This window comes from Paenibacillus helianthi (assembly GCF_001909055.1).
GTDB classification, from domain to species: domain Bacteria; phylum Bacillota; class Bacilli; order Paenibacillales; family Paenibacillaceae; genus Paenibacillus_AQ; species Paenibacillus_AQ helianthi.
Genome location: NZ_LVWI01000030.1, coordinates 78,099 through 98,832 on the forward strand (window position 1 = coordinate 78,099; position 20,734 = coordinate 98,832).

General features: G+C 51.1%; 16 protein-coding genes, 1 tRNA gene and 1 other annotated feature. Of the genes, 9 read left to right on the plus strand and 8 right to left on the minus strand.

The genetic code is table 11. The features are described from left to right. Positions 1-22 precede the first annotated feature (22 nt). Positions 23-1,867, minus strand: a complete 1,845-nt coding sequence (gene asnB, locus A3844_RS07680; RefSeq protein WP_074107070.1) for an asparagine synthase (glutamine-hydrolyzing) — start codon at positions 1,865-1,867, stop codon at positions 23-25. 279 nt (positions 1,868-2,146) lie between these two features. Here asnB and A3844_RS07685 point away from each other — a divergent pair, with 279 nt between their 5' ends. Both A3844_RS07685 and A3844_RS07690 read left to right on the plus strand, forming a co-directional pair. Next, complete coding sequence (locus tag A3844_RS07685; RefSeq protein WP_074100614.1) at positions 2,147-2,503, plus strand: hypothetical protein; 357 nt, start codon at positions 2,147-2,149, stop codon at positions 2,501-2,503. 237 nt (positions 2,504-2,740) lie between these two features. Further along, positions 2,741-2,814: transfer RNA gene (locus tag A3844_RS07690), tRNA-Arg, on the plus strand. 251 nt (positions 2,815-3,065) lie between these two features. On the opposite strand, the gene A3844_RS07695 is transcribed toward A3844_RS07690, so the two are convergent. Both A3844_RS07695 and A3844_RS07700 read right to left on the minus strand, forming a co-directional pair. After that, complete coding sequence (locus A3844_RS07695; protein WP_074107071.1) at positions 3,066-4,928, minus strand: arginine--tRNA ligase; 1,863 nt, start codon at positions 4,926-4,928, stop codon at positions 3,066-3,068. A gap of 74 nt (positions 4,929-5,002) precedes the next feature. Then, positions 5,003-5,223 (minus strand) — a binding site (T-box leader). Positions 5,224-5,475: 252 nt separating this feature from the next. Beyond that, on the minus strand, positions 5,476-5,790 hold the full coding sequence (locus A3844_RS07700; RefSeq protein ID WP_074084178.1) for a hypothetical protein: 315 nt from the start codon (positions 5,788-5,790) through the stop codon (positions 5,476-5,478). A 201-nt stretch (positions 5,791-5,991) separates the two neighbouring features. Between A3844_RS07700 and A3844_RS07705 the strand changes: the two genes are divergently transcribed. Further along, positions 5,992-6,351: a hypothetical protein gene (locus A3844_RS07705; RefSeq protein ID WP_074084179.1), complete on the plus strand. Its 360-nt coding sequence runs from the start codon at positions 5,992-5,994 to the stop codon at positions 6,349-6,351. Positions 6,352-6,460: 109 nt separating this feature from the next. On the opposite strand, the gene A3844_RS07710 is transcribed toward A3844_RS07705, so the two are convergent. The 4 genes from A3844_RS07710 to A3844_RS07725 all read right to left on the minus strand — a co-directional run bounded on the left by A3844_RS07710 (position 6,461) and on the right by A3844_RS07725 (position 12,524). Beyond that, a complete protein-coding gene (locus A3844_RS07710) occupies positions 6,461-9,769 on the minus strand; it encodes a DEAD/DEAH box helicase (RefSeq protein WP_074107072.1) in 3,309 nt (1,102 codons plus the stop codon). A 233-nt stretch (positions 9,770-10,002) separates the two neighbouring features. Further along, positions 10,003-10,701: a TetR/AcrR family transcriptional regulator gene (locus tag A3844_RS07715; RefSeq protein WP_074107073.1), complete on the minus strand. Its 699-nt coding sequence runs from the start codon at positions 10,699-10,701 to the stop codon at positions 10,003-10,005. 57 nt (positions 10,702-10,758) lie between these two features. Continuing rightward, positions 10,759-11,796 carry an ABC transporter permease gene (locus tag A3844_RS07720; protein WP_074107074.1) on the minus strand — a complete coding sequence of 346 codons (1,038 nt, stop codon included), beginning with the start codon at positions 11,794-11,796 and terminating at the stop codon, positions 10,759-10,761. Then, positions 11,793-12,524, minus strand: a complete 732-nt coding sequence (locus tag A3844_RS07725) for an ABC transporter ATP-binding protein (protein ID WP_083606751.1) — start codon at positions 12,522-12,524, stop codon at positions 11,793-11,795. Before A3844_RS07725 ends, A3844_RS07720 begins: the two co-directional genes overlap by 4 nt. Positions 12,525-12,742: 218 nt before the next feature. Here A3844_RS07725 and A3844_RS07730 point away from each other — a divergent pair, with 218 nt between their 5' ends. From A3844_RS07730 to A3844_RS07755, 6 genes are all read left to right on the plus strand, one after another. Then, positions 12,743-13,186: a hypothetical protein gene (locus A3844_RS07730; protein WP_074084184.1), complete on the plus strand. Its 444-nt coding sequence runs from the start codon at positions 12,743-12,745 to the stop codon at positions 13,184-13,186. Positions 13,187-13,344: 158 nt separating this feature from the next. Next, positions 13,345-14,763 carry a TolB family protein gene (locus A3844_RS07735; RefSeq protein WP_143192035.1) on the plus strand — a complete coding sequence of 473 codons (1,419 nt, stop codon included), beginning with the start codon at positions 13,345-13,347 and terminating at the stop codon, positions 14,761-14,763. A 59-nt stretch (positions 14,764-14,822) separates the two neighbouring features. Continuing rightward, a complete protein-coding gene (locus A3844_RS07740; RefSeq protein WP_074084186.1) occupies positions 14,823-15,686 on the plus strand; it encodes a phosphate ABC transporter substrate-binding protein in 864 nt (287 codons plus the stop codon). 94 nt (positions 15,687-15,780) lie between these two features. Then, positions 15,781-16,731: a phosphate ABC transporter permease subunit PstC gene (pstC, locus tag A3844_RS07745; RefSeq protein WP_074084187.1), complete on the plus strand. Its 951-nt coding sequence runs from the start codon at positions 15,781-15,783 to the stop codon at positions 16,729-16,731. Then, positions 16,728-17,603: a phosphate ABC transporter permease PstA gene (pstA, locus tag A3844_RS07750; RefSeq protein WP_074084188.1), complete on the plus strand. Its 876-nt coding sequence runs from the start codon at positions 16,728-16,730 to the stop codon at positions 17,601-17,603. The genes pstC and pstA overlap by 4 nt, the downstream gene beginning before the upstream one ends. A 194-nt stretch (positions 17,604-17,797) precedes the next feature. Then, the gene (locus A3844_RS07755; protein ID WP_074084189.1) at positions 17,798-19,675 is read left to right on the plus strand and encodes a FapA family protein; all 1,878 of its coding nucleotides are present in this window, start codon (positions 17,798-17,800) and stop codon (positions 19,673-19,675) included. Between the two features lie 144 nt (positions 19,676-19,819). On the opposite strand, the gene murQ is transcribed toward A3844_RS07755, so the two are convergent. Next, positions 19,820-20,716: an N-acetylmuramic acid 6-phosphate etherase gene (gene murQ / locus A3844_RS07760; protein WP_074107076.1), complete on the minus strand. Its 897-nt coding sequence runs from the start codon at positions 20,714-20,716 to the stop codon at positions 19,820-19,822. Between the last annotated feature and the right edge of the window lie 18 nt (positions 20,717-20,734).

Below are 20,734 nucleotides of genomic sequence, written 5' to 3' on the forward strand. Positions count from 1 at the left end.
GAATGCTAACCCGGCAGATGTTTTACCCGATCGAAACGTTATACTTGCGCAGCCAGAGATTGACTTGGGATAGATAAGCAAACAGCTGCGGACCAGACATCAATTGGCCGAACCAGGGAAGATTGCTGGAAGATTCCGGTGATGCGGCGATTTCACGGATTTTGGCGGCGTCTATTAATGGAAGAATAGGGGAGGAAGAGTCATCCAGAATGTTCAGCATCTGCGTCCGGACAGCATTTAAGTAAGCCGGATTATGTGTTTTGGGGTATGGGCTTTTTTTACGGTAGAGCACATCGTCCGGGAGAATGCCTTCCAAGGCTTTGCGGAGAATGCCTTTTTCCCGGTTGCCTACAGTCTTGATCTCCCAGGGAATGTTGAATACATATTGCACGAGACGGTGATCGCAATAAGGCACGCGGACCTCCAGGCCTACGCCCATGCTCATCCGGTCCTTGCGATCCAGCAGGGTAGGCATGAAGCGGGTAATGTTGAGGTAGGACATCACGCGCATTTGCGCCTGTTTGCCGGTCTCGCCGTCAAGTTTTGGCACCTCTGCTACCGCGTCGCTGTATCTGTCACCCAGATATTCCAGCGGACGTATCCATTCACGGATCTCCTGTGACAGGAGCTCTGAACGCATTTTTGGTGCGACCGCCCAAGGGAAAGTGCCTGAAGACAGCATTTCTTCACGGTGGAACCACGGGTAACCGCCAAAGATCTCATCGGCTGCTTCGCCGGAAATGGCGACGGTCGCATTCTTTTTGATCTCCTGGCAAAATAAATAAAGGGAAGAATCCACATCGGTCATCCCTGGCAAATCCCGCGAATAGAGGGCGTTATCCAGCGCTGCCACCAGCTCGGGGGTATCAAACGCCACATAGTGGTGATTCGTCTTCAGTTCATCGACCATCCGCTTAATCCAGGGGCCGTCTGCACCGGGCTGGAAGGTGTGGCTTTTGAAATGCTTGTCATTATCGACATAATCTACGGAATAGGTATCTACCTGGCCCTGGCCGGTCCGGTTGTAATAGTCTACGGCGAGTGCGGTCAGCGCGCTTGAATCCAGCCCTCCGGAGAGCAGGGAACAGACCGGAACATCGGAAACCAGCTGGCGCTCCAAAGTATCCTGCAGCAGCTCGCGGACCCTGGCCGCCGTTTCATCCACATTGTCAGTGTGTTCGTAGCTGGTAAGCTCCCAATAGGCATATTTGCGGATTCCATTCCGGCTATAAATCATGGCATGACCTGGACGAAGCTCGAATATATCTTTATATATCCCCTGTCCCGGTGTACGGGCCGGTCCGATGATGAAAATTTCCGCAAGCCCCTCCGGTCCGACATTGGGCTTCACTTTCGGATGCTGCAGCAGCGCTTTGGGCTCAGAGCCAAAGACAAACACATCGTCGACCTGACTGTAGAACAGCGGCTTTACCCCCAGACGGTCGCGTGCCAAAAACAACTGATCGCGCAAACTGTCCCACACGGCAAAAGCAAAAATACCATTCAGCTTCTCTGTGCAGTCCGGTCCCCACTCGATATAGGCTTGGAGCAGAACCTCTGTATCACATTCCGTGAGAAAATGATGCCCGCGCTGCTTGAGTTCGATTTTGAGCTCAGGGGCATTATATAATTCGCCGTTATACACAATCGCGTACACCTTGTCGTCATGGCGGGCGATCATCGGCTGGGCGCCATTCTCGGGATCGATCACACTAAGTCTCCGGTGTCCGAAAGCGCATGGGCCAGAGATCCAGGTTCCGGCTGCATCCGGTCCGCGGTTCTCCAGGGTTTCAGTCATTTTTACGAGCAGTTGCGAGTGCTGTGTGAGGTCGCCGCGCCACTGGATAAATCCGGTTATTCCGCACATGATGTTTCATCCTCTCTTTTGTGCGATTGTTGTCCAAATATAAGAATTTATATGCTTTACGCAATAAATGATCCTTATATTTCTCGCTGAAACGGCTTCCTCAATGCGATACAAAGTATCGCTCCTTCGGAAGTATAGGCTTCTTTGGGTCGGCGGAGCCGTTTCCACTTGTTTCTTTTTTGCCAAGTAATACAGATATATGCCGAAGGAAGGCATAAAATGTATGTCCTTATCCGAACACTAGAGAAGAGGAAAATTTGCCAGGAGGGATGATGACCAGTGTATTATATTAAAGACGCCAAAATCCGCAGAATGACCGAATACGACGGCGCACCATGTGCAGAGGTTGGCGTATTGCCGGGGGCTGTGGGCGATTCTGCCCTTTTGGTGTACATTGTGGAAGACCAGCGCGAGGAAGGCTATGAAATTGTACGCATTCTGACGAATGATGCCGATACCGCAACCGACTGGTTTGATAACAATTTGCATGATGCATTTCAGGACGTAACGTTCAGCGGTTTCACCGGCAGCACCATTATGACTCCGGAGGATGAACGGTCGAAGTTTCAGCAGGAGCTGCTCATTTTTGGAGATCTGAAAAAACAGCTGGAGGCACATTTCCATAAGCTGTCCTAAAGAGTAGGCTAAAGAGCAGCGGCAGCGGAATTCATGCCGCTGAACCTGCCCCGGCAGCGGTGTTTTGAGGATGAAGCAGATAGACTTCCTCTATATTCGCTCCGGGGGCAGAAATGCCGGTAAGAAGAGAAGGAGTGGCAAACTTTTAAACGGCCTCTTGAAAAATTTGCTGAATAAGGTATAATAGATAACGTTGCGTTAATACATATGTCTTATAAGCTTTGCATTTTCACATGTGTCCCGGTAGCTCAGCTGGATAGAGCATGCGCCTTCTAAGCGCACGGTCAGGGGTTCGAATCCCTTCCGGGACGTCACTGGACAGCCTTCCCTCGGGGAGGCTGTTTGTGCGTCCGGGGGATGAGAAGCCCGGATGGTTCGTTGGAGCATAAGCATCGAGAGCATTCTCTTCGCAATCAGCCCGAATGGGCTGTATCCCTTCCGGGACGTCACTGGACAGCCTTCCTTCGGGAAGGCTGTTTGTGCGTCCGGGGGATGAGAAGCCCGGATGGTTCGTTGAAGCATCAGCATCGAGAGCATTCTCTTCGCAATCAGCCCGTTCTTATTACATCCGGTCGGGTTTCGGCAGTCCGAGTACATCCAAGACTTCGCCGAGGGTGTTCTGGAAGCGCAGAGTCAGCCAGATCCGGAATCGGATGGAGGTATCCTCTCCCTTAAGGATCGGACAGTTAGAATAAAAGTTGTTGAACAGCGAGGCCAGGGTATGAGCGTAGTTGCAAATACTACCAGGCGTCAGCTCGCGGCTCGCCGTATAAAGAGTGTCCTCCCAGGTGCTGAGCTGTCTAAGCAACGCTAGCTCAGCTTTCTCCAGCTGTGCCGGGAACTGGGGAACCGCTTCCTGTTCCGCGGGGGAATCTGCTTTGCTGAGCACACGGCCCGCCCGCGCGAAGGTGTACATCAGGTAGACCCCGGTATTACCGGAAATCTCTGTGGCCTGCTTGAAATCGAACACAATCTCCGTGCCCAGATTGAAGCGCAGCAAGTAATAACGGATTGCGGCGGTGGCGATGAGCCGGCTGGAGAGGCCGGTTTTGTCGGAGCGGGCGGCTTCGATGCTGCTCTCCATGAGCTGGACCAGATCGCTCACCTTGACGCCAATCCCTTGGCGGCCGGACATGGCGTAGGAGCTTTTGCCCTCTGAAGTATCGATGCCAAGCTCAGCGGCGGAAGCCGGACTGAGTGAAACTACACCGTAGCTGACATGATTCAGCTTCTCTGCTTGCTCCCCATACCCCAGTACTTCAAGTGCCTGCTTCACCATCGCCTGCGGGTACTCCTGCCGGTAGTCGATGATATTGACCACTCTGTCCGCCTTGCCAAAAGCCATAGGACCTCCAGTTAAACCAGTTGTCCACAGTCCCGAGTTGAATTCGCTATAGCTGAAATCCTTGTCCAGCAATCCGAATTTCCAGAGATGATAGGCAATATCCTTGGCAGTGTAGGTCAAAATTCCGTTAGAACGCACCAGCACCTTGTCCTTTTGATGATCCTCCGAATCGCTCTCCGTCCCGTCAGCCCCCGGTTGTTTCAGAATCCAGCACCCTGCTAGCTTACCCTCTGTTTCTTGGACGAATACTGCGGTCTCTTTCAGCAGACTGAAGGCGGATGACCAGAAGCCCTCCTTTAAAATACTGCTCTCCCAGACCAGAAGATCATACCCGATGCCGAAGTTGTCCATCTCTGCGACATGCTCTTTTACGATCCGTTCAGCAACCAGTTGGCCGAGCCAGGCTGTATTACCGTGGCCTTCCTCCAGTTCATGGAGAATGTCCGTCCGTTTATGGACTCTCTCCGGCTGCAGTGCATACTCCTTGTTGATGGCGGCATAGATATCCCAGCAGTAATCCCCGAAACGGACATGCTCACCGGCCAGCGGCACATGAAGCAAGCCCACTACCGTATCCGCCAGTTGATTGCCCAGATCATCCACATAGTTGTGGACCTCCACGTTGTACCCTGTTTTCCGTAAAATTCTTACCAGCGCATCCCCGATACAGGAGTTTCTCAGGTGGCCTATATGCATAGACTTATTCGGATTGACGCTGGTATGCTCGACAATCACTTTTTCCCCGCTGCCCGTAGGCAGCTCAAAGGAATAGCCCGCCCATTCCTGCCAGTTGATGTACATATTTATAAATCCCGGAGCGGCGATCTCGATGCGTTCGAACAATCCTCCGGTAATGCTCATTTGCTTAAGCTCTGCCGTGATCAGTCCGGCGATGGTCATGGGAGCTTTGCGCAGTTTTTTGGCCAATTGCATGGCAATGTTGCTTGAATAATCACCGAAATCGGCATTCGCAGGCTGCTCCAGGGCAACGGTTACCGGTTCTGCAGATTCTGCCCCGAGACTACGGATTACTTGGTTTACACTTTGTTCCAAATGGTTGCTAATCAGTTGACTTAACATGGGATTCCCTCCTTAAAAAATGCACTACAGCTGCAAATCCAGGGGTCCGGCAAACACAAAAAAGCCCCGTCTCTAAAAGAGACGAGGGCATAAGCGCTCGCGGTACCACTCTCGTTGCCGAACACCGGGTTCAGCCACCTCACAGGTTAACGGCCTTCAGCCGGGGCTTCCTACTGCCAGTTCAGAAGTCCATCTCCCGGGTGCGCTTCATGACAGGATCTGTACCGGCTTACACTCTCCCGGCTCGCTGGGGACTAGGGTCCTGGATCACTACTTTCCCGTTCATCGAATGTGGATTGATTTTTATCAGTATAGCGAATTTTTGGAAGAAAGCAATAGCCATTTTGTGGTGAGGCCAAACCAGGCATCAGGGCGCCGGAGAATAACCGATCAATCCGCAGCGGGTGCACCCGTTAGATTTTTAATGTCTGTCGAGCCGTAAATCAGCAGGGCAATTACGATTACAAGCAGAATACCGCCGGCAAAGTCCTCTCCGTCAAAGCTGTCCATCCGTCAATGCGCCTCCCTTTCGTCATTTTTCCGGGCTTCAGGAGTTATCGGTTTTTTTCTTCAGGGCGGTCATGATTTCGTTCAAGGTCAAGCTGCTATTATCATCCAGGAAGCTGAGCAGCTTATCAACATTGTTAGCATTGCCGGAGCTTAAATCGCCCAAGGATTTATACTTTCCCGTCAAACTGACGAACAGGGAAGCATCGGTATACATCTGGATAGAATCTACCCGCAGTTTACCGGTCAGCAGCAGTACAGCCACTGTGTATTCCAATCCTTTTGGAATTTGTTTGTTGGGATTAGCCGGTTGTTTTTTGGCACCGGTCTTTTTCCCCTTTCCAGGAGGGGGCATGGAATCTCCCTTCTTCCATAAAACAATCTATTTATACACTCTATGCTCTTGCGCTGCTATCGGTGAATGGAGCCTGTCTTCTGTCCACACGGTTAGCCGCTTGCTCGAATATGAATATATTGTGCGACTAGGATCAAACACTGCAAGAGTCTTAGCTTCATAGACTGAATGGTGAATACAAGAAAGGAGGAGTGGGACAAGATGGCTATTTTATCAACTGGACCCCTGGAGAACAATGCGGTTCTGGGGGTTAGACCCACACAGCTGGTGACGGTGAAAATGGTATGCAGAAATACAGTAGGTGCTGTCACTGTAACCATTCAAGGGTATGTGCTTGGCACAACAAGAACGTTGTATGTAAATGAAGTGATTAATATCGGACCCGATGAAGTTGTGACGAGAAATTATTTTGCTGATTTGGATGCCTTCGAGTTTGTGTTTACAACCGGTTCTGGAGATGTGGAGACTGTTGGAATATCCGTGTGGGGCAAACAATCGTCTGGTCAGCTGGTCGGAGCACATCGTGTAGTGGAACACGAGAAAACAAGTCAGGAGGCATAATACGAAATCAAATTAGAAAATGAGAACAGAAACAGGGACCTTCCGGCGGTATACGAGAGGAGGTCCCTGCTTTGTTATTTAGGAAATGATGATTAGTTCCTGATGTGGATCAGATCATCAGAATTTCGCGGATATCCTGCTCCGTTAGGGAAGATAAGGCTTCCTGACCCGGCTCGATGACTTCATCGATCAGATTTTTCTTCTTCTGCTGCAGCTCGTACATTTTATCTTCTACCGTGCCCTGAGCAATCAGCCGGATCACCTGCACTACTTTCTTTTGTCCGATCCGGTGTGCCCGGTCTGCGGCCTGCTGCTCGACAGCGGGATTCCACCACAGATCATAGAGGATGACGGTGTCTGCTCCGGTCAGATTCAGGCCTGTCCCCCCGGCTTTGAGCGAGATGAGGAACAGGTCCCTTTCTCCTTCATTAAAAAGTCCACACAGTTCAACCCTCTTAGAAGCAGGAGTATGGCCGTCCAGGTAGAAATGTGAAATCCCCTGCAAGCCCATTTCGCGGCTGATCATCCCAAGCATCTCGGTGAATTGCGAGAAAATCAACATACGCTTGCCAGAGCTGCGGCATTCCTCGATAATCTCCAGCAGTTGCTCGAATTTGCCCGATCCTCCCGTATAGCCATCCACAAAAAGTGCAGGGTGGCAGCACAGCTGGCGCAGACGGGTAAGTCCGGCAAGCACCTTGATTCGCCCATTGCCGAACCCATTGCCGAACTCATCGCTGTCCAGATGCTTGAGCGCTTCCTTCCGCAGCTTGGCGAGATAGGCAACATACAGCTTTTTCTGTTCCGGCAGCAGCTCGGAGGCCTGAAGGGACTCGATCTTTTCCGGCAGTTCTTTAAGTACATCACTTTTCAGGCGGCGCAGCAGAAACGGGCGGATCCGCCTGGCGACAGTCTCCCGGGGCAAATCGTGAAAGGCTTTTTTGCCCGGGAACAATCCGGGAAACACGACGCCGTAGATCGACCAGAGATCCTCCAGCGCATTTTCGACCGGCGTTCCGGTGAGGGCGAAGCGGTAGCGCGCCTGCAATGCTTTTACCGCCTGTGCCGTCTGGGTGGCATGGTTCTTGATGACCTGCGCTTCATCCAGAACGAGTGTATGGAAAGAATGCTTAACATACAGCTCGACATCACGGCGCAGCAGCGGATAGGAGGTGATTACAACATCACAGCCTGCCGCATTCCGCAGCGTCCGGCTCCGTTCGGTCAGGTTCCCGTCGGCGATAGCCGCTTGGATCTGCGGAGCGAAGCGCTTCAGTTCATTCTGCCAGTTGTAGAGCAGCGAGGCAGGTGCAACAATAAGCGCAGGCAGCCCGGTCTTGCGGATATCTTCCAGCTCTGAGAGCAGGAAAGCGATGCTTTGCAGCGTTTTGCCCAGCCCCATATCATCTGCGAGGATGCCCCCGAAACGGTAGTGAGCCAGCGTCTTCAGCCACTGGAAGCCATACTGCTGGTAATCCCGCAGCACCGGAGCCAGTGTCTCCGGAAGCGGAAAGTCAAGATTCTCCGGACTGTGCATGTTAGCCAGAAGACGGCGGAAGGAGCGTCCAATGCGGATAGCATCGGTACCTCCTTTGCCGGTATCGGCATCCAAATGAAGCCCCTGGATTAAAGGCAGAGAGAATTCTGCGCCAGGGATATCGGCAGTCCCCATTCCAAGCTCATTAATGAGTGCGATAATTTCCTGGAACTCGGCGGTTTCCAGCGGCAGCAGCGCCCCGTCCGGCAGGCGGTAATATTTGCGCTTCTCCTGCAGGGACTTCAGCACCAGTACTATATCTGATTCGGGAATGCCGTCCATACCGAATTTGAAATCAAGCCAGTCGGTTTTTTCATTCCACGTTAAGCTGGCCTTGGGGACGTACGTGCCGGTAGGCACCCTCAACTTGACGGCGGTGGTCGCGTATACCTGCAGCAAGGGCTCCAGCAATGGAATCGTATGGTACAGGAAGTCATATTCCCCTTCCTCGTCGTTCATAATATAGCCGCTGTCCGTTCGGGCAAAAGACTCATGGGCCATCAGATCCAGAATCCGCTGCTCGGTTTCACTATCCCGCATGAGGATGACTTCATCGCCGCGGTCACGCATCTGCTCCTCCAGCGGATTGACAACAATCGTTCCGTACTGGAATTCAAGCCCGGCCAGCAGCCGATCCCGCACCCGGTCCAGATAGAGCCTGGCTTGCAGCTGAGTCTGTACAATCCGGTCAGCAATGGCAGCAGCGATATGAACCTGCCCCAGCTTCTTGAGGCCGGGAATCACTTTGTCCATAAAAGTTTCCATCTGTCCTGGAGCGATAACGATCCCGTTGGTTCTGGACTCGGCCAGCATTCTCTTCAGTTCAGACAGACGTATGCATTCCTGCACCGGCAGCTTCAGCAGCTTGCTTTCAGACAGCACAAGCCCGTAATCCTCCATGACCGTAAGTTGTGCCAGTCCTGTAATGTCCAGCCGGTAGCCCTTTTCTTCAGCCTCATCAAATTGAAAACTAAGCTTAGGGAGCCCGTTCTCAATGGGAATGCCTGCGGTGACCGTGTCGCTTGCCTGCCAATGAACAGAAGAGGATGCCCCTAGAACAGGCAGAAGTGACTCCCAGAAAAAAGGCGGAATGGCCAGCACCCGCTCTCCGCCCATACTTCCTGAATAAGAGGAATAAGGCGCGGCATTGCCCTGGTAGATCCGTTCATTCAGAAGAATCTCGATCAGCTTCAGCAGCACGGCATTGTCTTCCTTCTTGAAGCAGTGCAGGGCAGGGTCATACATGAAATGCTTGGAGAATTCAAAGGGTTCGCCGCGGTGGACGCGTTCCAGAAACGCTCTTATTTTCTGGACAATGTAAAGGCGTTTGGGGCCCACTTTCAGTTCAAGGCCGAGCATGCGGTTGCCAAAGTTATAGGCAAAGGGTTTGCAGATAAATTCCATCTCCAGCGGGATTCTAACATCTACATAAGCTCCAGCGCCGCTCGGGCGTTGGCGGTTGTTCTCGAACAACCCCAGCATACTGCTTACAAGAAACCGGTCATTTGAGTCATCAGCTACGTTTTGTGGATTCCTGTGGTCTTCATCCGGCTCCATTCCAGATGATTGTCCATCCACGTCTTCTTCGGCATAGAGGACAGATACCAGAACTGCGGCAATATGCTTGCAAAACGGTCCACCGTGGGAATACGCGGGACAGGAGCATTTGCCGTTCACGTCTCCGTCGCTGTCTATGGTAAGCGTGATATCGTAAGGCTCCAGTCCGTAGACAGTAGCCTGATATTTCGAATATTCCAGTCCCTCATTATTCTCTACGGCGGCCAGCCGGACCTTTCCAGCTTCATAATCCTCTGAGCCCCGTTCAAAAGCTGCCTTGCCGCACAGCAGCCGGATTACCCGTTCCGGCACATAAAAACTCACCGCATGATCACTTCCTTCTAACATATCCTTAAATGCTGAATTACTATAGCTTCCATATTAGCAGAACATGCGTACGCCTTCAAAGCAGGAATACAAAAAGCCATCCTGGGCCCGCAGTTCTGCAGGTAGAGGATGGCCGTGGGTCGCGGGCGATATGCTTAATTCGATTGGCCGACAGGTGCCAAAAAATAGGACGGATATTTGATGAAATTGGTTTTAACAATATTTTCTGTTCATTGATTCTCACGCCGTATTGCCGGACCGCTGATCCCATGCAGCATGAACTCAATAGTCAGGTTGATCTCAGCTTCATCATCCCAGTCTTTGTCCGGCATCAGCAGCAGGCGTGCCAACAGATACCCGATTACGGAGGAGATAGTGAAGCGTATAATCGAAGGGGTGGGAACACCTGCCACCTCGCCCTTTTCTTTGAAATGATCGGTGATATTCGTTACCCGCTCCAGTATATTGTTCATAACATTTTCAATGAACTGTTCCCGGAGAACCGGCTGGAAGGGGATTTCCTGTACGAATATTCTCAGGATCTTAAAATTTTTGCGGGCGAACTCCAGGCGGTTCACCATAAAGGCCCGCAGGAACGCTTCATAGCTCTCAAAAGGAACATCCAGCACTCCGCCGAAATTGCGAAGCACGAAAGGTGCGATCATCTTGGCCATAGCCGGGCTTACAATAGACAGCAGCAGCTCTTTTTTGGTCTTGTAGTAGCGGAATATGGTACCTTCTGCCACTCCCGCCCTTTGGGCAATTTCACTGGTGGAGGCAGCGGCGTAGCCCTTCTCGGAAAAAATCTCAATTCCCGCCTGCAGAATGGCCAGCTGCTTGGGTGTCATCTTTTGTTCTTCACTGAGGGTCAGCAGCTCCGCGATCCACTCTTCCTGACCTTGCTGCTCTGCCGCTTTGTTCTTTTGCATGCGGTTGTCCTCCCAAAACTTTTCCTTCAATATAGTCTATCACAGGAAAATTAAAGTTTACATTTTACGATGCTTGCGCAGAGCCAGCACATTGAGCAGCATGAACAGGAGGGAGAAGCCAATCAGCGCGTAGACATCAAGGTCAATGGCGTTCCAGCCTTTGCCGCGGATCATGATATTCGTCAGCGCTTCCGAGCCGTAATAGATCGGCGTTGCCAGTCCCACACGCTGCAGCCACAGGGGAAGGGTATCCAGCGGGAACAGCCCGCTCAGAAAAATCTGCGGAACAATAATCAGCGGAATGAACTGGATCATCTGTAGCTCATTGGCGGCATATGCCGAGAGCAGCGTGCCCAAAGTCAGAGCCGACATCGAGAGCAGGAGGGTCAGCAGCAGCACATAGCCGAAGCTCCCCGCCATCATAATGCCGAGCACCTGGATAGAGAACCAGGAGATCAGCAGCGCCTGGAACACGGTGAAGATACCGAACCCGCAGACGTAGCCAAGCACAATCTCCCAGCGCTTCAGGGGCGTGGAGAGCAGACGCTCCAGTGTTCCGGTAGTCCGCTCCCGCAGGAAGGAAACACCGGCAATCAGGAAGACGAAGAAAAAGATAAATACACCAATCATAATCGGACCAAAGCGGTCAATGGTCTTCATATCCTCAGCGCCGTACAGATAGCTGATCTGCGGTTTCATCTGGCCTTGTCCCGCATTTGCCGGATGAAAATTCTGGATGGCTGCAGACACAGCCATCATCACCGCCCGGTTTGCGGTCGGATTGCTGCCCTCAAGAATAACCTCGGGTGAAGTTCCGTTTAGAGTAACGAGGGCATCCAGCTCACTTTCCTGAAGGTCGGCTTTGCCGAGGTCCGCTGATTTGTATGGAACAACCTTCGCGTTCTGCGCTTCAAGTGCGCTGGTGAAAGGGATCGCACCGCCGGAGACCCCGATCTTTGGCTCATAGGCATTTCCATTGAATACCAGACTCATCAGGCTGAGCACGAGAAGTGGGGCGATGAACATGAGCGCCATGGTTCTTTTATCATGAATGAATTGCTGCAGGATCCGCAGGGTAATTGCGCGTACTCTCATCGCCGGGCACCTCCATAATATAGAAAAGCGTCTTCCATCGAAGCAACGCCTGCAGATTGCAGCAGACCCTTCGGAGAATCCACAGCCAGCAACTGCCCGTCCCGGATCATCGCGAGCCGGTCACATTTTTCCGCTTCGTCCATCACATGGGTAGTCAGCACAATAGTGGTACCCTTTCCGTTCAATGCACGCAGCTCTTTCCAGATAGACTGGCGTAATACCGGATCAATGCCCACCGTAGGCTCGTCAAGAATGAGCAGCGGGGGTTCATGCAACAAGGCGATCGCCAGCGACAGGCGCCGCTTCATTCCGCCGGAATATTGATCCACGCGTTTACGCAGATGCTCCTGCAGATTTACAATCTCCATCACATCGGCGATCCGCCGGACACGGTTTCCGCCCTTTAGTCCATAAAGGGACGCGAAGAATTCCAGATTTTCTTTGGCGCTTAGCTCGGTGTAAAGTGCATCCGACTGCGCCATATAGCCGATTTGCTGCAGCAGGGAGAGCTTGGGCACAAGGGTTCCCAGCACCTTCACTTCCCCTGAGGTAACTTCATCAATGCCGGTCAGCAGCTTCACGAGCGTAGTTTTACCTGAGCCGGAAGGGCCAAGGATACCGAAGGTTTCGGCCTGCTCCACCTGAAGTGTAATATCCTTCAGCACCTCTCTGCTGCCAAATGCGCGGTGGACATGGGTTACAGCAATCACAGGATTCACTTGGTTCATGTCAATCTCCTCGATTCCATGGATATGAGTGAGTACTCACTCATTATTCTAAATCAATCCGTTACAGATGTAAATTGCTTTTTCAGCAGTGAAACCCTAATGAAAAGATTTTTTTAAAGTTTAACCAAAAAGGAGTTTTAATCTGTGGAAGTTTAGGGTAATTATGGGTATCAGTAAATATACTAATAATAAACTTTCCATAGAAGAGGGGCTGGAAAATGACCTACAGAAAGGTTGTGCTGGGCTTGCTGGTATGGGTGGCCGCGGCAGGACTTGGTGCATGCAGCAATCCCGGAAGTGAGACGGGTGAAGGGCATTTTCGCACTTTGGCGCAAGAAGGCGTAGACAAGTCACAGTATCTTCCCGGGGATTTGCCGATTCCAGCCGGTGCGGGTATTACATTTACTGAGGGTGAGGCAGCCCACGGAAAAAAGTCCTCCATGCTGATCTATGAAACCCGGGAAAGCATGGATGAACTCGGCAGCACTTATCAAAAGTATGTGAATGACAAATCGCTGAAACTCGGGACACAGATTGTGGACAGGAAAAACATGATTATTAGTGGCAAGGTCCCTAATGCATATTCCTATTCTATTATAGGCACCAGCTCGGCTTCGAATCCCGGCAGTACCGAAATTATCGTAACATGGATTGAGAATTAACGTATTTAACCTAAAATTTACCTTAAGGCCGACCTTGATTGCTCAGGTGCGGTCTTATTTGTGCAGTTAATATTTCCATAACATTCCTCTCGAACAGAATTGACACTCGTAGATGAAAATAACATTAGCAGTTACCTATAGGAAAAGGGTGAATCTAATTGAGAAATAGAAAATGGTTCAGCGCGGCTTTGGCTTCAGCACTTCTCGTAACAGGAGGAGCGGGAAGTATTTTGGCAACAAGCAGCAGTGCTAATGCTGCCGCCGTTAAGACCTCAGCAGTCAAAGAAGGCAGCACCACCTGGACTGTGAACGGAACGCCAGTGACCCTTAGCACTATTGACAGCAAAGGCTATAAGCTGTATTCGCTAAGTCAAGTGGCAGGGGAGCTTGGCGCCAAGCTGATCTTAGGCAGCGGAGGCTTTCAATTGAACGACAGCAAGGGATTACATAATGTAGTCATTCAAGCAGGCTCAAAAAGCTATCAAGTAGATGGTGTGGCACAACAATTCACCATCGCACCTGTCGATTATAACGGTAAAACGTATGTAGAGCTGACGAAGCTGGTTACTTCGCTTGGCGGAGAACTGCAGGCTGAAGGTCAGACGATTCTGAGCTTTGCCCGTCCGGAAGGTCAGTTTGATACGCTGCACTGGAGTGCCAATGGGAGCATTATTGCGAACAAAAGCGATTCCGAAACAGCGCAGCTGTTCAAATTCCGCACATACCCTGGCGACTACGAGGTTTTCTCTTCCAATGAAAGCGCACTGGATTTCGCAGTTTCCACAGATCAGAACTGGGGCGCGTTCACCGATGAGACAGGCCAGCTGAAGCTGATCAACCTTGCCAGCGGAGCCATCTCTGCACTTGGAACGGATACCAGCGTGAAGACGGATCTGGTCTGGTCGCAAGATGGCAAGACCATCTACTTCATCCAGGGTGACAAGCAGGAGAAGATCGCTCAAATCTCGGTAGAGACTGGTGCCGTTAAAGCACTGCTTGAAGATAAAGTGGAGAATAAATCAGAACTGCGTCTGTCTGCTGATGCCAAGAGTGTTGTCTACATTGTTAACGTAACCGGGGTCGCCAAAAATGATGCTGACAGTACAGAAGATTCGCTTACTGTAGATTTCAGCAAAGCCGGAGAACAGCTGTATAAGCTGGATCTCGCTACCAAAGATGCGAAGCCTGTAGCTCTGACTACAGCGCTGGACAATAAGTTGTATCCGGAAATTCTGGCTAATGGCGGAGTCGTGTACCTGAGTGCAGATCCGGATGGCAATGCAGCCAACACCCTGAAATCCATCGCAGTGGACGGTACTATTACGAACATCGCTCTTGATGTTGAACCTTCATGGTCAACTGGGGTATCCACAGGTCTGATCGTCTCCGGTACAGCAGCGGACGGAAGCACTTCTATCTATTCCATTGATGCCAGCGGCAGCAAAACAGTGCTGTTCCATACGTCCGAAGATGTATCAGAAGTATCCGTATCTAAAGATGGCAGCAAGCTTGCTGTTGTCAGCGACGGCAAAGTGCTCCTAATCCAGGGCGGCAAAGCACTTCAGCTCTCCAAATAAACGACTGAGGCAACACCCACATCATATAACGGCGGAATCGCCGAGAGGAGAAATTATTCATGAAGATTTTCAAAAAATTCACAGTTACAGCTTTGACCGCGGTTATCGCGGTAACTGCATCTTTTGCCGGAATCGCGGCTGCTGCAGATTCACTTAAGGGGAAAATTACAGTCAACGGCTCCACCGCATTGCTTCCGCTGACGCTGCAGGCAGCCAAGGAATTCCAGAAGCTTCATCCGAAAGTCAAAATCGCTGCTTCCGGTAAAGGTTCTGTCACTGGACCACAAGCTGTGAAGAAAGGGATTGCCGATATCGGTGCATGCGACTGGGATGCAAGCATGGACGTTCCCGGCTTCAAGGCTTTTGAAGGACAAGTAGCTAACAAAGTAGCCGTTATTCCTTTTGCCACCATTGTTAACAAAAATGTAGGTGTAGATAACCTCACTACCGAACAGCTGCAAGGCATTTTCTCTGGGAAAATCACCAACTGGAAAGATGTCGGCGGATCGGATGCCAACATTGTAGTCGTTACCCGTGCCTTCGGTTCCGGTACACGTGTTAACTATCAGGCTAAGGCACTGGCTGGCGGGGATATCACGAAGAAAGAGAAAAACTATAAAGAAACCGGATCAAGCGGCGACATGAAAACTGCTGTTGCTACAACCCCTAACGCTATCGGCTATATCGACCTTGTCTATGTAAGTGGCGGCGACATTAAGGCTGTGAAATTCAACGGTGTTGAAGCAACTTCAGATAATGTTATCAATGGATCTTACAAGATTTGGGCTTACGGATATTATATGACCAAAGGCCAGCCAAGCGGCGTTACCAAAGAATTCATCGATTATGTACAAAGCAAGAAGTTCCAGCAGGGTTCCCTGAAGAAGCTGAAATTCATTCCGATTTCCGCAATGAAGGGTTAATGGTAAGTCTTTTAGAATCATGAACATATATTGAACGGTAACAGCGGCCAGCTCCGGAGTTCATGCGGGGGTGGCCGCTTACAGGAGGGAAAGTATGGGGGCACCGGTCCAGAACCTGGCATCGCGGGCACAGAAGAGCAGTCTTGCAGAAAGCAGTATAAGCACCAAACGCCACAACAGGCATTTATTCAGCAACACCATGTTCCGTTATTATTTTCTGTTCAGTATCCTTGCACTTTGTCTGGTGCTTGGACTTGTCATTGTATTCATCGGCAAAACGGCGCTGCTTCTGTTCGCTCATCTCTCGCCGCTTGAGTTCTTCTTCTCATTCAACTGGAGCCCGGAAGAGGAAGCCTTTGGCGCCGCTGCCTTTATTGTTAATACATTATCACTGACGGCCCTGACACTGCTCATTGCGGTTCCCGTGTCGGTAGGAATGGCTGTGCTGTGTGCGGAGATTGCTCCGAAATGGCTCAAGGGTTTTATCCGGCCGGTGCTGGATTTGCTTGTCGGGATTCCTTCGATAGTCTATGGTTATCTGGGGTTGACCGTGCTATTGCCTTTTCTGCGCAGAGTCAGCGGGGAAGGGCTGGGAGACGGCCTGCTTGCGGCAGCGCTTGTCCTGGCTTTGATGGTGTTACCTACTATTTGCCGGATCAGTGATGATGCCATCATTGCCGTTCCGCGCAAATACCGGGATGCCGCTTATGCCCTTGGTTCCACGCGTCTGCAGGTGATTATGCGTGTAGTTCTGCCCGCAGCCAATAGAGGCATTATCTCGGCAATTATTCTGGGCATGACCCGTGCGGTTGGAGAGACAATGGCAGTTGTGATGGTTATCGGTAATACGCCGCAGCTGGCCAAAACCCTGTTCACTCCCTCATCCGTGCTGACCAGTAACATCGTAATGCAGATTTCTAATGTGGAATTTGACTCCACCTGGAACTATGCGCTGCACATGATGGCCTTTCTGCTGCTGTTGATTTCGTTTGTGCTGATCCTTATCATCCGCATATTAGGCCGGAAAAGGAGGGATGCAGCATGAATTTTACCCGAACACGCCATTCGGCCCGTTCACAACGTAACAACAAATTGGCAACCATTGCTTTTTACACCCTGGGCGCTCTGGTCATGCTGCTGATTTTCTGGCTGCTCTTCACCATTCTAAGCAAAGGCGTGCCATCGCTCAGACCAGACTTCTTGATCAAGCAGCCGGAGGAAATGGACGCTGGCGGCGGTATTGGCCCGGTGCTGTTCAACTCCTTCTATATTTTGTTCATTTCGCTGCTGATTTCGATTCCGATTGGTGTCGGGGCCGGAATTTATATGGCGGAATATGCGCCGGATAATAAGTTCACCGGAGCGCTGCGCATCTGCGTGGAGTCGCTATCCTCGGTTCCTTCCATCGTATTCGGGCTGCTGGGTCTCGCGATCTTTGCCGAATACTTTAACGTCGGACTGACCATTCTCGGCGGCGGTGTCAGCCTGGCACTGCTCAATCTGCCGATGCTGGCCCGCGTTACGGAAGAAGCGGTACGCGCCGTTCCCGGAGAGATCCGTGAAGCAGGCTATGCCCTGGGAATGACCAAGTTCCATGTTATCCGCAAGGTGGTGCTGCCGGTAGCCATGCCAGCTATCGTGACCGGTGTCTGTCTGGTGGCAGGACGCGCCTTCGGGGAGTCGGCTGTTATTATTCTGACTGCGGGCCTCAGCACTTCCGGCGAGATGTGGGATTTCAATCTGTTCTCGCCAGGCGAGACACTGGCTGTTCATCTGTGGTATGTACAGTCAGAGGCCATCGTTGAGGATGCGCGGCAGATTGCCGACAAGTCCGCAGCCGTGCTTGTGTTCGTGGTACTGCTGATTAATTTCATCTTCCGGTTCCCGCTGTGGCTCGGACGCCGCCGGGGACGCTAAGCGGCAGCAGATCTCTCATTTATACGTTCTAATGAATACAGAAACGGATGCCGACCTGGGTAAAGGGGGCATCCGTTTCTGTTTATGCTCAATTGTTAATTGCTTAAAATTGTAAATAATACTAAAATGAAAGCAATCCCATTTCCATACGAATCCCCCTTTCATCAGTTGTACCTTATAAGGAGGTGCGTAAGATGCCCAAACGTATGTCCGAGCAGGATCTGAACAAGTTGATCAATACGCTGGAGCTTACACCTAATGATGGTGAACATGAGTTTCTTGTTAAAGAATCGTTCATTAGTGAGGGGACTCCTGATGATGAACTATCGGGGCGTCTGTTAGTAAGAGCAGACAAGATATTCGTTCAGGACCCCCTCCCGGGCGGAGCGCCAGCCGTGATCTCGGCCGTTCTTCCCGTCGTGATCCATGTCAATGGACAAGCCATTGAAGAGCCGACCCCTGTTACGTCGCAGGATATTATCGATTGGGAGCTGTCTGAGCCTCCCTTGTATGCAATTACCATTTCAGAAGACCGGCTGATGGCTTTTTTTACTCTATATTCCCCAAAGAAATTTCGCTGGCGGCTAAACAATCAATATTCTTCGAGTGTGCTTAAAGTCGATGCTTCCATTGATTTGGAGACGGTAACCGGTCAACTGGGGCTGAATCAGATTATTGTCGATTTTGAGCAGCGGGGAATCATTCAGAATCTGAACATTTCCGGCATACATGGAGAACTGCAGAATCCCACCTATCAGCCCATTCCCGCATCCAAAGGAAGAGCGGCTGTACCCGGGGAGAATGCACGTTTGGATTTGTTTTTTTCCGAAACCATTGAGAATGAATTTAATGAAATCGAAGGCCAGGTAGACTACCGCAGCCACCTTCGTATTCCGTCAGCGATCAGAGGGCAGGTTATCGCCCGCAAGATTCCGATTGCCGAAGGGATTCCCGGCTATGATGTCTATGGAGAAATTCTCTACCCGCCTCCCCCGAATGACATTACTGTGCTCGCTAGGAATAACACTGTGCTGCTGATTAATAACGAGGTGCGGGCACTGTATGAAGGAAGGCCAAGAGTCACAGGTGACAAAATCAAAAGTTTCGATATCTGTACCTCCTACCTCGTTCCCGGCAACGTGAATATCAAATCAGGCAATATCGTATTCTCAGGAGATGTGGTGATTCGCGGGGATGTCGAAGACAATATGATTATTGAGTCCCTGGGTAATGTGTATGTAGCCGGAAGTATTTATAATTCTACAATTACAGCTACCGGCAGTATTGTGGTTAAAGGGAATGTGGTCAATAGTAACCTGTATTCGGGGTACTTTGGCGTAATGTACAACCGGATCTATAACTGTTCCAAACAGCTGATTGATGAGGGCAGAAATTTGCAAAAGGCGGTCTGGTTGCTGAACCAGGCGGTGCAGAGCCGCAATCAAAGTGTGAATTTCGGACAAGCAGTGCTGCTGCTGCTAGAGAGCAAGTTTCAAAAGATTCCGCAGATTATTAAGGAACTGCTCTCGGTACTGACAACCGTTCAGGCCAATTATCATCAGGATTTGGGCCAGACACTGCATTTCCTGAATCTGTTTTTGAAGCCGGTTCAACTGGTGGATTTCCTGACGGAAGCTTCGCTGAGCGGAGTGATCGTGATGCTGGAAGAATTGCATTCCGGTGTGGCCCGGATGCAGGAGTCCAAAGTAGAGGTCAATATCGGCAAATGCCAGAACAGCACACTGAAATCGAATGGAGACATTCTGATTCATAGAGATGGAATTGTGCAGAGCGAGTTGTTTTCCTCAGGAAATATTACGTTTCTGAAGACATTTTCCGTCTGCCGCGGCTCCAAGCTGGAGTCGGGAGGCAGTATTTCTGCTTATTACGTCGGAGGTGAGAGCGGCGCGCAATCCCTGCTTAAGGCCAAGCACAGCATTACCGTACGCAAAATGTATCATGGTAAAATTACCGTAGACCGGTATACGACCGAAATCACCGAGCCTGTAGAGAATATGAATTTTGACGCCGAAACGGTGCGTATGCTGAAATTACAGATGGAATCCAAGTGAATGCTGGCAGAGGGGAGCCGCGCACCTCGCCTCGCTCTGCCAGTTCCACTTTCCGACAAATAAACAGCCCTCCGGAAGGAAGGTTGTTTATTGCTGCGCCAGAAGTTCACTATACAATCTGCTGTAATTCCCCCGTCTGCGCTTCTACTGCAATGCTTCACGCACGAATCCATCCGCTTTTGCAAGCCGCCGCCGTGCTTCGCCAGCATCAACATCACTTAGAATCATAATAATGGCTGTTTTCACATGACCTTCAGCAAGCGTAAACGCGGCCTCAATCTGCTCCTCAGAAGCATGGGTCGCCAGCTCAATAATACGCTTTGCCCTGTAGACCAGCTTCTCATTGGAGGGGTTCAGGTCGACCATCAGATTCCGGTAGACTTTTCCGATTCTAATCATGGCGGTTGTCGTCAGCATGTTCAGGATCATTTTTTGTGCTGTGCCTGATTTCATCCGCGTGGAGCCCATAACAACCTCTGGTCCTACTACGGCTTCAATCGTCAGCTTGCCGACCCCGGCCATCGGTGTACCCGTGTTATTGCATAGCCCAATGACGACGGCTCCTAGCTCCCCAGCCCGTTTCATCGCTCCCAGTACATAGGGGGTGCGTCCGCTGGCAGCGATTCCGACCACTACATCCTTATCGGTGACGACACATTCGTCGATGTCCTGTGCGCCCAATTCCAAGCTGTCTTCCGCACCTTCCACCGGATCTTTAACCGCCCGGAAACCGCCGGCAATAAGTCCCTGCACCATGGAGGGAGGGGTGCCGTAGGTGGGCGGGCACTCCGAAGCATCCAGAATACCGATTCTCCCGCTGGTTCCGGCACCGACATAGAACAGTCTGCCGCCCGTCCGAAAGGCGTATACAATATAATCCGCCGCTCTGGCAATTTGCGGGATCAGGCCCTGGATGCACTCCGCGACGAGGCGGTCTTCATTGTTAATCAACTGCATAATTTCAGCAGAGCTGAGGCTGTCGATATCCGTGGTCTTATCGTTGGGCTGCTCTGTCATCAAATTCGCTAAAATATCGTTCATGAGGTTTCGTCCTCCTGT